We start from the raw sequence: 13,894 nt of genomic DNA, 5'->3' as shown, positions 1-13,894 counted from the left end.
CGACGGGCCATGCACCTTGATTGGGATCGACCGCTCTGGGGCAGCCATGCGATCAGGCCCGGTTCATGCAATCAATCAGCCTCGCACCAATGCAATCAATGAATGCGATCAATCCGCCTATGAGCAAACCCACCCAACACTGGCTGCGCCGCCTTGAATCCTCTGAGCAGCCTGCCTACACATTGATCGCTGACCTCATCGCCGAAGACCTGCGCAGCGGCCGCCTCACTGCCCGCGACCGCCTGCCCACCTTGCGCGAGCTGGCCGATGACCTGAGCCTGAACTACACCACCGTGGCCAGAGCCTATGCCGAGGCACGCAAGCGCGGCCTGATCGACTCACGCCCGGGCTACGGCAGCTATGTGCGCGGCAGCAGCCCCGCCCTGCCCTTGCGCGGCGGCAGCGGTGCCGAGATGACCATGAACCTGCCGCCCGAGCCGCAAGATGCCGGCCTGCAGGCCCGTTTGCAGGAAAGCGCCAAGGACGTGATGGCCAGGGCCGACCTGTACGACCTGCTGCGCTACCAGGACTTCGGCGGCTCAGCACAGGACAAGGACGCCAGCGTGCACTGGCTGCGCCGACATTTGCCAGACTGCGAGACCTCGCGCGTGCTGGTGTGTCCCGGCATCCACAGCGCCCTGGCCGCCCTGGTCTCGCAACTGGCGCGCCCCGGCGAGATGATTTGCGTTGAAGCCCTGACCTACCCCGGCATCAAGGCCATCGCCACACAACTGGGCGTCAAGCTGCATGCGCTGCCACTGGACGACGACGGCCCCAGCGCCTTCGAGTTCGAGCAGGCCTGCAAGACGCTCAAGCCCAAGGCCCTGTATTGCAACCCGACCATGCTGAACCCCACCACCGCCACGGTGTCAAAAGGCCGGCGCGAAGCCCTGGCCGACATCGCCCTGCGCTACAGCATCCCCATCATCGAAGACGACGCCTACGGCATGCTGCCCCGGCAAGCGCCCCCGCCATTGGCCTTGCTGGCGCCCGAGTTGACCTACTACATCACCGGCCTGAGCAAATGCCTGGGCGCAGGCCTGCGCACCGCCTACGTCTGCGCGCCCAATGCCCGCAAAGCCCAGACCCTGGCCGGCGCCTTGCGTGCCACCACCGTCATGGCCTCACCCATCACCAACGCACTTGCCACACGCTGGGTCACCGATGGCACGGCCGATGCCATGCTCCACGCCGTGCGCGCCGAATCGATCGCCCGCCAATCGCTGGCCAGCCATTACCTGGGCCAGCACCAGATCCAGGCCCAGCCCGAAGGCTTTCACCTCTGGCTGCCTTTGGCATCGCCCTGGAGTGCGGTAGAGCTCGCTTCCTACCTGCGCACGCAGGGCGTGGGCGTGGTGGCCAGCGCCGCGTTCTCCACCGACGGCGATCCGCCGGACGCGGTGCGCATCTGCCTGGGCGGGCCGCTATCACGCAAGGAATGCGACGATGCCCTCAAGCTGATTGCCGACACGCTGGACCATCCCTTGCACCCACACGCCACAGTGCGGTCCTGAAACGGCAAAAGCCCAACTGCGCATTCAGCACGGATGGGCTTTGATCGATTGGAAGTCTGGAGGCGCGACCCGGAGTCGAACCGGGCTAACCGGATTTGCAATCCGGGGCATAACCGCTTTGCTATCGCGCCAGAAATCTGCGTTCGTTGATTCTGTATAAAAAAAGGAAGCCTGTGGTGTCACGGGGGCTTCCTTTTTCGTGATTCGCATGATCATCAAGATTCTGCCGAATCGAATACTGGAGCGGGAAACGAGACTCGAACTCGCGACCTCAACCTTGGCAAGGTTGCGCTCTACCAACTGAGCTATTCCCGCATTGTTTGCAACTGCTTATTTGTTAATTCGCAGTCATCAACCAAGACCGCAACTATACACTTTTTTTGGCCTCGTTGGCAAACAGGTTGCACCAAAAACACGCCGCGCTGCAGCTTTTGCCCGCGGAGGCTGGGCTTACACTCTGGCCCGTGCCCCGGTGGTGAAATTGGTAGACACTGCAGACTTAAAATCTGCCGCTAGCGCAAGCAGCGTACCGGTTCGATTCCGGTCCGGGGCACCACGCTTGTGAAGCCTTGGATGCACCGTCACATGAACCTTCAAGCGCTGCTGCCCGAAGCCATTGCATGGGCAGCGTCCCAAGCGCAACAGGTGGCCAGGAATGGCAAGCCTTTGGCTGCCGCGGGCCTGGCACTCGCACATCGGGTCGGGGTTAAACATCCTGAACTCGTGCGACTTCTTCATGTGGATCGGCTGCCCATTCCTGTTGACGAGTTGCAATTGCGGCAAGCCGTCCTGGACACGGGCATGCTGGGGCCCGACATGGTGGGCCTGACACTGGGCCACAGCATCTTCATCGTCCATGGCCATGACGATGCACGGCTGGTCTCACATGAACTGCGACACGTTTGCCAGTACGAAGCACTGGGCGGCCTTGAGCAGTTCATCCCCATTTACCTTCAACAAATCATCAGCGTCGGGTACGACCACGCTCCGCTGGAGCAGGACGCCCGCAACCATGAAGTGCATGGCCACGTCGGGGCGTGGACGTAGCCACCTTCCCGCCAGCGATTTCAATCTATCTCACGTACCCGCATTTGACCGATGGCTCAACCACCGGCGTGCAGTACTGAAAAGCCTCTGCCCTGGTGGCTCCGTTCCAGAGCTTGAAGGGCGCAAAGCACGCCTCGCTTTCACGGTAGAGGCGGGTCATGCGCTCGCATTCGGTCTCTTGGCGTTGCTCATCGACCATGGGCTCCTCCGTCATTGGCTCTGGCGGCATCATCAAGGGTGGCAACTTGGCCGCTTGATCACGCAGAGACTTCTCTGCCAAGGCCCGGCGCTTGGCCTCTTCGCGTTGCGCCTCGGTCAGCTCATGCGCTTTGTAGTGGTCTCGCCTCACCTTGCCATGATGCCGCTCCGGCGGCCGGTCTGACGCATGGGCTTTGCCTTGGCTGTCAGTCCACCGATACACGTCAGCTGCGCCCGCCACCGACATGGTCGCCAGACTCACCACAAGAAATGCAAAGCACTTGACCATGATTCCTACTCCTTGAGCACGAGGCTAATGCAATTTGCACTGCACTGCAGTAACCATGGATGGATCGCGGCACACCGATTGCCGCTACCTTCCCTCTCGCCGACAAGAACCAGGACTTCGACCATGCCCCATTCGCCCGATCGTCGCTCATTGCTGCTGGCCTGCGCCACGATGCCTTTCTTCACCGCCTGCACGACCGTGGCCAGGGTGCCCGCACCCAACACCAAAAAGGCCTCGGCAGCCGAAGAGCTTTTAGCCCAACTGGAAGCCACCTCCGGAGACCGCTTGGGCGTGGCCGCTTTCGACGTGGCCAACAACGCACAAATACTGCACCGCGCCGAAGAACGTTTTCCGCTGTGCAGCACCTTCAAGGTCATTGCCGTGGGCGCCGTGCTCAACCAAAGCATCAAGCAACCCTCGCTGATGCAGCAGCGCATGGACTACAGCAGCAGCGACCTGGTGGCCCACTCTCCCATCACCGGCAAGCAGCTTGGCCAGGGCATGACGGTCGCCGACCTGTGTGCGGCTGCGCTTCAGTACAGCGACAACACCGCGGCCAACTTGCTGATGAAGTTGCTGGGCGGCCCCTCCGCGGTCACGGCCTTCGCGCATTCCATTGGCGACGAGGCCTTCCGGCTTGATCGCTGGGAAACCGATTTGAATACCGCCATCCCGGGTGATCCACGCGACACCTCAACCCCCAACAACATGGCCCGCAGCCTGCAAGGTCTGGCCCTGAACAATGTGCTGGCGGATCCGCAACGCGATCAACTGCAAACCTGGTTGCGCGGCAACACGACCGGCGCCACACGCATCCGCGCGGGCGTTCCAGAAACCTGGATGGTGGGCGACAAAACGGGCTCTGGAGACCACGGCACCACCAACGACCTCGCGGTTTTGTGGCCTACCACTGGCTCGCCCATCGTCTTGGCGGTTTACTTCACGCAAGCAGCCAAAAATGCCCGATTGCGTGACGACGTGGTGGCCTCAGCAGCCCGCATCGTTGCCGATGCACTGCAGCGACGCCGGTGAGCGTTGATCTGGTACTGGGGGAGGTGGAGGCGCGACCCGGAGTCGAACCGGGCTAACCGGATTTGCAATCCGGGGCATAACCGCTTTGCTATCGCGCCGTCTTGTGCAATTGCTGATGCAACCGCCTTATGCGAAAAAGGGAAGCCATCGTTAAAACGGGGGCTTCCCTCTGCATTCTGGAGCGGGAAACGAGACTCGAACTCGCGACCTCAACCTTGGCAAGGTTGCGCTCTACCAACTGAGCTATTCCCGCATCGACTGCTTGCGTTTGACTACTGCAATCAGCGAAGACCTGAACTATACACCGATTTTGGTGCTTTCATCAAGCTTCGCTGATTTTCGCAAACAACAATCAGTGCTTCACGGCCTCGGTCGAGGTCGGCGGCGCGGCCGCTGCAGGCGCAGCATCCGGCTTGACCTCCACCTTGGCCTCTTCCTCAGGCAACGGCGTGGGCATGCGCTCCAAGGCGATTTCCAGCACCTTGTCGATCCACTTCACGGGCACGATCTCGATGGCGCTCTTGACGTTCTCTGGGATCTCCTGAAGGTCCTTCACATTCTCTTCAGGGATGAGCACCGTCTTGATGCCACCGCGGTGCGCGGCCAGCAGCTTCTCTTTCAAGCCACCGATGGCCGTGATCTCGCCTCGCAGCGTGATCTCGCCCGTCATGGCCACACTGGCCTTGACCGGGATGCCGGTGAGCACCGACACCAGGGCCGTGGCCATGGCCGCACCCGCGCTCGGACCATCCTTGGGCGTGGCACCATCGGGCACGTGGATGTGGATGTCGCGCTTCTCGAACGCCTCGTCCTTGATGCCCAGGCGGGCAGCGCGGCTGCGCACCACCGTGCGGGCAGCTTCGACCGACTCCTTCATCACATCGCCCAGCGAACCGGTGCGGGTGATGACACCCTTGCCCGGCATGCTGGCCGACTCGATGGTGAGCAGATCGCCGCCCACTTCCGTCCACGCCAAGCCAACCACCTGGCCGACCTGGTTGTCCTTCGTCGCTTGCCCATAGTCATAGCGGCGCACATTCAGGAAGTCGTTGAGGTTGTCCTCATTGACGACCACCTTGCCGGTGTATTGCTTCAGCGCCAGGCCCTTGACCACCTTGCGGCAGATCTTGGAGACTTCACGCTCAAGCGAACGCACACCGGCCTCGCGGGTGTAGTAACGGATCACGCCACGGATGGCGGATTCAGCCACTTCCAACTCCTCGTCTTTCACGCCGTTGTTCTTGCGCTGTTTGGGCAGCAAGTACGTCTGTGCGATCGAGACCTTCTCGTCCTCGGTGTAACCCGCCAGGCGGATCACTTCCATGCGGTCGAGCAAGGCCGGCGGGATGTTCAGCGAGTTGGACGTCGCCACGAACATCACGTCCGACAAGTCGAAATCGACCTCGATGTAGTGATCGCCGAAGGTGTGGTTCTGCTCGGGATCGAGCACTTCCAGCAGGGCCGACGATGGGTCGCCCCTGAAGTCCATGCCCAGCTTGTCGATCTCGTCCAGCAGGAACAGCGGATTGCGCGTACCAACCTTGGAGAGCGACTGCAGCACCTTGCCCGGCATGGAGCCGATGTAAGTGCGACGGTGACCACGGATCTCGGCCTCGTCGCGCACGCCACCCAGGGCCATGCGAACGAACTTGCGACCAGTGGCACGGGCAATCGACTGCCCCAGCGAGGTCTTGCCGACACCCGGAGGGCCGACCAGACACAGGATGGGCGCCTTGACCTTGTCCACGCGTTGTTGGACAGCAAGATACTCAAGGATGCGTTCCTTGACCTTGTCCAGGCCATAGTGGTCTTCGTTCAAGACCTCTTCGGCGTGGGCCAGGTTGTGCTTGATCTTGGTCTTCTTGGACCAGGGCAGCGCCACGATCGTGTCGATGAAGTTGCGCACCACGGTGGCTTCGGCCGACATGGGCGACATCAGGCGCAGCTTCTTGAGCTCGGCATCGGCCTTCTTGCGCGCCTCTTTGGGCATGCGCGCGGCTTCGATCTTCTTGGCCAGCTCTTCGAGGTCAGCGCCCTCTTCGCCTTCACCCAGTTCTTTCTGGATGGCCTTGACCTGTTCGTTCAGGTAGTACTCGCGCTGCGACTTCTCCATCTGGCGCTTGACGCGGCCACGGATGCGCTTTTCGACCTGCAGGATGTCGACTTCGTGCTCAAGTTGCTCCAGGAGCTTCTCAAGGCGTTGCGAGACCGAGAACAGGTCCAGCACCGATTGCTTGGCTTCCAGCTTCAAAGGCAGATGAGCGGCAATGGTGTCGGCCAGGCGGCCAGCGTCGTCGATGCCGGAGATCGAAGTGAGGATCTCAGGCGGGATCTTCTTGTTGAGCTTGACGTATTGGTCGAACTGCTGCGTCACGGCGCGGCGCAGGGCTTCGACTTCAGGCGTCACATTGGCTTCGGGCTGCACGGGCACGACCACCGAGGTGAAGAACTCACCTGAATCGTCAATCGACGAGGTGTTGGCGCGCTGCACGCCTTCGACCAACACCTTGACGGTGCCATCGGGCAATTTCAACATCTGCAAGATGCTGGAAACGCAGCCGATTTCAAACATGTCCTCGGCTTTGGGCTCGTCCTTGCCTGCCGCTTTTTGAGCGACCAGCATGATCTGCCGACCGGCTTCCATCGCGGCTTCGAGGGCCTTGATGGACTTGGGGCGACCCACGAACAGTGGGATCACCATATGGGGGAAGACGACCACATCGCGCAGCGGCAGAAGCGGCAGGCTGATGGGATCAGAAGGAAGGATGGGATGTCCTGACATGATGGCCTTTCTTTGTCAGAGTCCCAGATGGGGCTCTAAAACCAAAACACAAGGGCGCCGGGTGACCGACACCCATCAGAGCAGGATGTTCAGAATCAAGCGCTGGCCTTGACCTGTTCCCGGTACACCAACAGGGGCTTGGCGTTTTCATCAATGGTGGGTTCATCCAGCACCACCTTTTGCACTCCTTCCTGGGTTGGCAATTCGAACATCGTGTCCAGCAAGGATTGCTCCAGGATGGACCTCAAACCACGGGCGCCCGTCTTGCGGTTCAAAGCCTTGCGGGCAATGGCCGTCAAGGCGGCAGGACGGATTTCCAACTCGACACCGTCCATGCCCAGCAGCTGTTGATACTGTTTGATCAGCGCGTTCTTCGGTTCGGTCAGGATGCGCACCAGGGCGTCTTCCGTCAACTCCCCCAAGGTGGCGACCACGGGCATGCGGCCGATCAGTTCGGGAATGATGCCGAACTTGATCAGGTCTTCGGGTTCCACTTCGCGGAACACCTCGGAAAGCTTGCGGTCTTCCTTGCTCTTGACCGCGGCCCCAAAGCCAATGCCGGACTTGACCGAGCGGTTCTGGATGATCTTTTCCAGACCATCGAAAGCGCCACCACAGATGAACAAGATGTTGGTCGTGTCGATCTGCAGGAAGTCTTGATTGGGATGCTTGCGGCCGCCCTGAGGAGGCACCGAAGCCATCGTGCCTTCGATCAATTTCAGCAGCGCTTGTTGCACGCCCTCACCCGACACGTCACGCGTGATGGAAGGGTTGTCGGACTTGCGCGAGATCTTGTCGATTTCATCGATGTAGACAATGCCGCGCTGGGCCTTGTCCACTTCATAGTTGCAGTTCTGCAGCAGCTTCTGGATGATGTTCTCGACGTCTTCACCCACGTAACCGGCTTCGGTCAGGGTGGTGGCGTCGGCGATCACGAAGGGCACATTGAGCAGGCGGGCCAGTGTTTGCGCGAGCAAGGTCTTGCCCGACCCCGTGGGGCCGATCAGCAGGATGTTGCTCTTGGACAGCTCGATATCGGGCTTCTTGCCCTCACCAGCGCCCATGTGGCGCAGGCGCTTGTAGTGGTTGTACACCGCCACCGACAGGGTGCGCTTGGCTGTGTCCTGCCCGATCACGTACTGGTCCAGCTGGGCCTTGATCTCGCCAGGTGTTGGCAAGTCGCTCTTCGCGGGACGGGCGGTTTGCTCGGCCTCGGCGGCAACCTCATCACGGATGATGTCGTTGCACAAGTCGATGCATTCGTCGCAAATGAAAACCGACGGGCCGGCAATGAGCTTCTTGACCTCGTGCTGGCTCTTACCGCAGAAGGAGCAGTACAGGATCTTTTCGCTGGAAGAGCCTTTTTTTTCGGACATGGGGCAGGCCTGTCAGTGAGTCAGCAAATGTTGGTGATGATGATAAGTCAAACGCCTTGGCTGGCGGCCGGTCGAAGAAGAAGCCTTTGCTGGGGCTTTACCTCGTATCCGGCCACCTTCTTGGCAATCAGGAAGCCGCGGCCTGGCGCTTTTCCAGCACTTTGTCAATGAGGCCGTAGGTGGCGGATTCCGCCGCCGACATGTAGTAGTCGCGCTCGGTGTCCAGCTGGATCTTTTCCAGGGATTGGCCCGTGCGCTCGGCCAGGATGCGGTTGAGCTGCTCGCGGGTTTTCAAGATCTCTCGGGCATGGATCTCGATATCGGTGGCCTGACCCTGCGTGCCGCCCAGCGGCTGGTGGATCATGATCTTGGAGTTGGGCAAAGCGAAACGCTTTTCCTTGGCGCCGGCGGCCAGCAAGAAGGCGCCCATGGAGGCGGCCATGCCCATGCACAGCGTCGACACGTCGGGCTTGATGAACTGCATGGTGTCGAAGATCGACATCCCTGCGCTCACGCTGCCGCCGGGCGAGTTGATGTACAGGGAGATGTCCTTGTCAGGGTTTTCGCTTTCGAGGAAGAGCAGCTGTGCCACGACCAGGTTGGCCGATTGGTCATTGACCGGCCCCACCAGGAAAACCACCCGCTCGCGCAGCAAGCGGCTGTAGATGTCGTAGGCGCGTTCGCCGCGGCCTGATGTCTCGATGACCATGGGCACCAAGCCCAGGTTTTGTGTGTCCAGTGCGCTCATGTGCTTCCTTGTGGAATATTCAATGCGTGATTTGATTATGGCGCCTTGGAAGGCCACCTCGAACGCCGGAAAAAGCCGGCGAGTGTCCTTGTCGTCTTTCCGTTGCTAGGACGCACATGGGGACGTTCGCACAAAATAAAAGGCACCTGCCTCCGCTGGGGATTGGCAGGTGCCCTTTGCCAGGGCTTCACGCCCCGGAAAGACGGGAAAAATCAGCCTTGCTGGCCCATCAGCTCTTCGAAGCCCAAGCCCTTGTCGGTGACCTTGGCCTTGGACAGCACGAAATCAACCACATTGCCTTCAATGACAACGGCTTCGACTTCGGCCATGCGCTGGCGGTCGCTCATGTACCAGGCCACCACTTGCTGCGGTTGCTCGTAGCTTTGCGACAGTTCGGCAATGTGCTCTTGCAACTGCTCGGGCTTGGCGGCCAGGTTGTTGTTGCGCACCAGTTCGCCCACGATCAGGCCCAGGCGCACGCGGCGCTCGGCCTGAGGCTGGAACATCTCGGCGGGGATCGGGGCCTTGTCGGCATCCTTGACACCACGGGCCTTCAGGTCGGCACGGGCGCCTTCGACCAGGCGATCGGTTTCAGCAGCGACCAAGGACTTGGGCACGTCGAACTCGGCGAGCTTGAGCAGCGCATCCATGGTGGCAGCCTTGTTGCGGCCGGCCACACGGAACTTGACTTCACGCTCAAGGTTCTTCTTGATGTCGGCGCGCAACGCTTCGATCGACGACTCGGGCAGACCCAGGCTGGCAACGAACTCTTCGTTCACTTCAGGCAGGTTTTGCGCTTCGAGCTTCTTCAGGGTGACCAGGAAGTCGGCTTCTTTACCAGCGACATCCTTGCCGTGGTAATCCTCGGGGAACTTGAGGGGGAAAGTCTTGGACTCGCCCGTCTTCATGCCACGAACAGCCTTCTCGAAAGCTTCGAGCATCTGGCCTTCGCCCAGCAGGAACTGGTAGCCCTCGGCCTTGCCTCCGTCAAAAGGCACGCCGTCGATCTTGCCTTCAAAGTCGATGGTGACGCGGTCGCCATCGGCTGCGGCTTCGGTGGCAGCGCGTTGCTCGAACGTGCGGCGTTGCTTGCGCAAGATCTCGACGGTGCGGTCGATGGCTGCTTCGTTGACTTCGGCGGTCACGCGCTCGATTTCGGCAGTGGCCAGGTCGCCGATGACGACTTGGGGATAGACCTCGAAGGTGGCGTCGAACAGCAGCTTGCCTTCTTCGGCGGACGAGCCTTCCTTTTCCGCGATGCGAGGCTGGCCGGCAACGCGCAATTGCGCTTCGGCGGCGGCCTTGTTGAAAGCCTGGCCGACCTGGTCGTTGACCACTTCGTACTGGACGGAATAGCCGTAGCGCTGGGCGACCACGGTCATGGGCACTTTGCCAGGACGGAAGCCGTCAACCTTGACGGTGCGGGCCAGCTTCTTCAAGCGGGCGTCGACTTCGTTCCTGAGCACGTCGGCTGGCAACGACAGCGTGATGCGTCGTTCCAGCTTGTCGAGGGTCTCCACGGTGACAGCCATGTTCTGTACTCTCAAAATTAGGTGATTGATAAAAGGCCTGGTGCGCGGGGGGGGACTCGAACCCCCACACCATTGCTGGCGTCAGGACCTAAACCTGGTGCGTCTACCAATTTCGCCACCCGCGCATCGACTTTGACAACCGGACTGCACTGATGCAGCCAAGCAGGCTATTTGGTCGGAACCGCCGATTCTACCGTGCCCTGAGCACAGTTTTCACCGGCGGTGACCCTCATGCGGGCCGGCGAACCCGGAACCACGCCGCGTACATCGCCGGCAAGGCCAGCAGGGTCAAAGCGGTGGCCACGATCAGCCCCCCCATGATGGCGACGGCCATGGGCCCCCAGAAGACGCTGCGCGTCAGGGGAATCATGGCCAGCACGGCGGCAGCGGCAGTCAGCACGATCGGGCGGAAACGGCGCACGGCCGCTCCCACGATGGAGTCCCAGTCGGCCACGCCCTGGGCGCGGTCCTGCTCGATCTGGTCGATCAGGATGACCGAATTGCGCATGATCATGCCCATCAGGGCCACCACCCCCAGCAGGGCCACGAAGCCAAATGGCCGGTTCAGGGCCAGCAAGGCCATGGCCACCCCCGCGATGCCCATGGGCCCGGTCAGGAACACCAGCAAGGCGCGCGAGAAGCTTTGCAATTGCAGCATCAGCAAGGTGAAGATGATGAACAGCATGGCCGGCATGTTGGCAAAAATCGAACCCTGGCCCTTGCTGCTTTCCTCGGCGGTGCCCGCCAGCTCCAGTCGGAAACCCGGTGGCATCTTCTGCTGCAGGGCCTGCATCTGGGGCCACAAGGCGGTGCTGACGGTGGGCCCTTGCGTGCCTTCGGTCACATCACCCTGCACCGTGATGGCGAAATGCCGGCCTTCGCGCCACAGCACGCCCGGCTCCCACACCAGTTGGGGCTTGCCGACCTGCAGCACTGGCACCATGCGGCCCGACGCGGTGGGAATGTAGGAGTTGTCCAGCGCGCTCAAGGTGGCGCGCTCCGACAAGGGGGTGCGCATGACGATGTCGATGAGACGGTCCTGGTCGCGGTACTGGCCCACGGGCGTGCCGGAGGTCGTGACCCGAATCGCCTGTGCAATCGATTGGCTGGTCACGCCCAGGGCACGCGCCTTGGACTGGTCCACGGTCAGGCGGATGGCTTTGATCGATTCGTTCCAGTTGTCGTTGACGCCCGTCATGTTGGGATGGGCGCGCATCAAGGTCTTGGCCTCTTCGGCCCAGTGGCGAAGTTGGGCGGGGTCTTCCCCCACGATGCGAAACTGCACGGGATAGGGCACGGGCGGCCCATTGGGCAACAGCCGCAGGCGAGCACGGACCTCGGGGAACTCGCTGGCCAGCAATTCGGGCAAGCGGGCGCGCAGGGCTTCACGCGTTTGCGGGTCGGTCGGCATGACGATGGCCTGGCTGACGTTGCTCTGCGGGAAGATCTGGTCCATCGGCAGGTAAAAGCGCGGCACGCCGGAGCCGATCCAGGTGCTGACCGTCTTGACGCCCTGCTCTTTCAGGACACGCGCCTCGAAGCGTTTGGCCACGGCTTCGGTCGCGTCAAAGCTGGTGCCTTCGGGCATCCACAAGTCCACGATCAGCTCGGGGCGGCTTGAGTCAGGGAAGAACTGCTGCTGCACCTTGCCCATGCCCAGCACACCCAAAACCAAGGCCAGGATCGTCAGGCCAATGGTGATCCAGCGGTGCTCCACGCACCAGTTCACCAAGGCTTTGAAACGGCGGTAGAAGGGTGTGTCGTGAAGATCGACTTTGGGGCCACCATCGGCGGACTGCACTTTGGGCCGCGTTTTGAGCAAGTGCTGGCCCAGGTAAGGCACGAAGTAGACCGAAACCACCCAGGACACGATCAAGGCGGTAGCGGTGACGGCGAAGATCGCGAAGGTGTACTCACCCACCGCGGATTGCGCCATGCCGATGGGCAGGAAGCCCGCTGCGGTGATCAAGGTGCCGGTCAGCATGGGCATCGCCGTGATGTCGTAGGCGGCGGTCGCGGCGCTGACCTTGTCGTAGCCCTCTTCCAGCTTGTGCACCATCATTTCGACCGCGATGATGGCGTCGTCCACCAACAGCCCCAGCGCAATGATCAACGCCCCCAGCGAAATCTTGTGCAACCCCACATTCCAGAAATACATGATCAGGAAGGTGACGGCCAGCACGAGCGGGATGGTGATGGCCACCACCAGGCCAGGCCAGATGTCCAGGCGCAAGGGTTTGGTGTGCAGGCCCAGGCTGATGAAGCTCACGGCCAGCACCACGGCCACGGCCTCGACCAGCACGTGAACGAACTCGCCGACCGAGTTGGTCACCGACTTGGGCTGGTCCTGGATCTGGTCCAACTCGATGCCCACGGGCAGATCCGCATGCACTTTTTCAGCGGCGGCGGTCAGGCTCTTGCCCAACTTGATGATGTCGCCACCCTTGGCCATGGAAATGCCGACCGCGATGATGTCCTTGCCGTTGTGGCGCACCTTGGTGGTCGCCGGTGACTCGTAGGCACGCCGGACGGTGGCGACATCGCCAAGCCGCGCGGTTCGGGCCTGCCCGGTGGCCGGATTGACCGCCCGGATCGGCATCTGGCGCAATTGCTCGATGGACGTGAAAGCGCCGGTGACCCGCATCTGGATGCTGTCGTTCGCGCCCGAGTAGACGCCAGCGCCCTCGATGCCGTTTTGGGCATTGAGCTGCTGGATGAACTGGTTCATGTCCAGGCCCATCTGGGCCAGCTTCTGCTGGGGCACCTCCATGAAGATCTTCTCGGGCTGCACGCCGAACAGCTCGACCTTCGCCACGCTGGGCACCTGCAGGAACTCTGATCTGACTTTTTCAGCGAACTGGCGCAACTCTTCCGGGGTGAAGCCATCGGCCGACAAGGCGTAGATGGAGCCATAGACATCGCCGAACTCATCATTGAAGAACGGGCCCACGACACCTGGCGGCAAGGTCTGTTTGATATCGCCAATCTTTTTGCGCACCTGGTACCAAAGATTGGGGATTTCCTTGGGCGGCGAGGAGTCCTTGACTTGCATGAAGGTCAGGGATTCGCCGGGCTTGCTGTAGGAGCGGATCTTGTCCGCGTAAGGCACCTCTTGCAGCGTCCGCTCGATCTTGTCGGTGACCTGTTCGGCCATCTCTTGCGCGGTGGCGCCTGGCCAATAGGCCCGAACCACCATGATGCGAAAGGCGAAGGGCGGATCTTCGTCTTGCCCCAACTGGAAATAGGCGGCCAACCCCAACAACATGAGCACGACCATCAGGTAGCGCGTGAGGGCCTGGTGCTCCAGAGCCCAGCGGGACAGGTTGAAATGACGGGCCGAAGGATCAGGCACTTTCTTGACGATGTCGGTCACAGT

The 13,894-nt window shown here is 61.4% G+C and carries 9 protein-coding genes and 6 tRNA genes; 4 read left to right on the top strand and 11 right to left on the bottom strand.

Translation table 11 applies throughout. The annotated features are described in order from the left end of the window. The first annotated feature begins 119 nt into the window (after positions 1 to 119). Positions 120 to 1,514 (top strand): PLP-dependent aminotransferase family protein, encoded by a 1,395-nt coding sequence (locus LQ232_RS21200; RefSeq protein WP_230182356.1) that lies wholly within the window; start codon positions 120 to 122, stop codon positions 1,512 to 1,514. A gap of 57 nt (positions 1,515 to 1,571) precedes the next feature. Here the strand turns inward: LQ232_RS21200 and LQ232_RS21195 are convergent. Together LQ232_RS21195 and LQ232_RS21190 are read right to left on the bottom strand one after the other, a co-directional pair. Beyond that, positions 1,572 to 1,645 (bottom strand) — tRNA-Cys (locus tag LQ232_RS21195). A gap of 108 nt (positions 1,646 to 1,753) precedes the next feature. Further along, positions 1,754 to 1,829 (bottom strand) — tRNA-Gly (locus tag LQ232_RS21190). Between the two features lie 151 nt (positions 1,830 to 1,980). Here LQ232_RS21190 and LQ232_RS21185 point away from each other — a divergent pair. Together LQ232_RS21185 and LQ232_RS21180 are read left to right on the top strand one after the other, a co-directional pair. Then, positions 1,981 to 2,070 (top strand) — tRNA-Leu (locus LQ232_RS21185). 29 nt (positions 2,071 to 2,099) lie between these two features. After that, entirely contained in the window at positions 2,100 to 2,561 is a 462-nt protein-coding gene (locus tag LQ232_RS21180) for a hypothetical protein (RefSeq protein ID WP_230182355.1), read from the top strand. A 25-nt stretch (positions 2,562 to 2,586) separates the two neighbouring features. Here LQ232_RS21180 and LQ232_RS21175 read toward each other — a convergent pair whose 3' ends face one another. Further along, positions 2,587 to 3,048, bottom strand: a complete 462-nt coding sequence (locus tag LQ232_RS21175) for a DUF4124 domain-containing protein (protein ID WP_230182354.1) — start codon at positions 3,046 to 3,048, stop codon at positions 2,587 to 2,589. A gap of 123 nt (positions 3,049 to 3,171) precedes the next feature. Between LQ232_RS21175 and bla the strand changes: the two genes are divergently transcribed. Further along, positions 3,172 to 4,080, top strand: a complete 909-nt coding sequence (gene bla, locus LQ232_RS21170; RefSeq protein ID WP_230182353.1) for a class A beta-lactamase — start codon at positions 3,172 to 3,174, stop codon at positions 4,078 to 4,080. A gap of 24 nt (positions 4,081 to 4,104) precedes the next feature. Here the strand turns inward: bla and LQ232_RS21165 are convergent. From LQ232_RS21165 to LQ232_RS21130, 8 genes are all read right to left on the bottom strand, one after another. Further along, positions 4,105 to 4,178, bottom strand: a tRNA-Cys gene (locus LQ232_RS21165). A 79-nt stretch (positions 4,179 to 4,257) separates the two neighbouring features. Next, positions 4,258 to 4,333, bottom strand: a tRNA-Gly gene (locus LQ232_RS21160). A 99-nt stretch (positions 4,334 to 4,432) separates the two neighbouring features. Beyond that, the gene (gene lon, locus LQ232_RS21155) at positions 4,433 to 6,862 is read right to left on the bottom strand and encodes an endopeptidase La (protein ID WP_230182352.1); all 2,430 of its coding nucleotides are present in this window, start codon (positions 6,860 to 6,862) and stop codon (positions 4,433 to 4,435) included. 95 nt (positions 6,863 to 6,957) lie between these two features. Further along, a complete protein-coding gene (gene clpX, locus LQ232_RS21150) occupies positions 6,958 to 8,238 on the bottom strand; it encodes an ATP-dependent Clp protease ATP-binding subunit ClpX (RefSeq protein WP_230182351.1) in 1,281 nt (426 codons plus the stop codon). 127 nt (positions 8,239 to 8,365) lie between these two features. Beyond that, entirely contained in the window at positions 8,366 to 8,986 is a 621-nt protein-coding gene (clpP, locus tag LQ232_RS21145; RefSeq protein WP_230182350.1) for an ATP-dependent Clp endopeptidase proteolytic subunit ClpP, read from the bottom strand. Between the two features lie 212 nt (positions 8,987 to 9,198). Further along, positions 9,199 to 10,518, bottom strand: a complete 1,320-nt coding sequence (gene tig, locus LQ232_RS21140) for a trigger factor (RefSeq protein ID WP_230182349.1) — start codon at positions 10,516 to 10,518, stop codon at positions 9,199 to 9,201. A gap of 38 nt (positions 10,519 to 10,556) precedes the next feature. After that, positions 10,557 to 10,643 (bottom strand) — tRNA-Leu (locus LQ232_RS21135). A 104-nt stretch (positions 10,644 to 10,747) separates the two neighbouring features. Then, a complete protein-coding gene (locus tag LQ232_RS21130; protein ID WP_230182348.1) occupies positions 10,748 to 13,891 on the bottom strand; it encodes an efflux RND transporter permease subunit in 3,144 nt (1,047 codons plus the stop codon). Positions 13,892 to 13,894: the final 3 nt, after the last annotated feature.

This window comes from Aquabacterium sp. CECT 9606 (assembly GCF_918741295.1).
GTDB lineage: Bacteria > Pseudomonadota > Gammaproteobacteria > Burkholderiales > Burkholderiaceae_C > Aquabacterium.
This window is presented reverse-complemented; position numbering and strand designations above follow the sequence as displayed.

Excerpts from the sequence above, each read along its gene's own strand:
- LQ232_RS21200 (WP_230182356.1), top strand. The coding sequence starts at position 120 with ATGAGCAAACCCACCCAACACTGGCTGCGCCGCCTTGAATCCTCTGAG.
- LQ232_RS21180 (WP_230182355.1), top strand. The coding sequence starts at position 2,100 with ATGAACCTTCAAGCGCTGCTGCCCGAAGCCATTGCATGGGCAGCGTCC.
- LQ232_RS21175 (WP_230182354.1), bottom strand. The coding sequence starts at position 3,048 with ATGGTCAAGTGCTTTGCATTTCTTGTGGTGAGTCTGGCGACCATGTCG.
- bla (WP_230182353.1), top strand. The coding sequence starts at position 3,172 with ATGCCCCATTCGCCCGATCGTCGCTCATTGCTGCTGGCCTGCGCCACG.
- lon (WP_230182352.1), bottom strand. The coding sequence starts at position 6,862 with ATGTCAGGACATCCCATCCTTCCTTCTGATCCCATCAGCCTGCCGCTT.
- clpX (WP_230182351.1), bottom strand. The coding sequence starts at position 8,238 with ATGTCCGAAAAAAAAGGCTCTTCCAGCGAAAAGATCCTGTACTGCTCC.
- clpP (WP_230182350.1), bottom strand. The coding sequence starts at position 8,986 with ATGAGCGCACTGGACACACAAAACCTGGGCTTGGTGCCCATGGTCATC.
- tig (WP_230182349.1), bottom strand. The coding sequence starts at position 10,518 with ATGGCTGTCACCGTGGAGACCCTCGACAAGCTGGAACGACGCATCACG.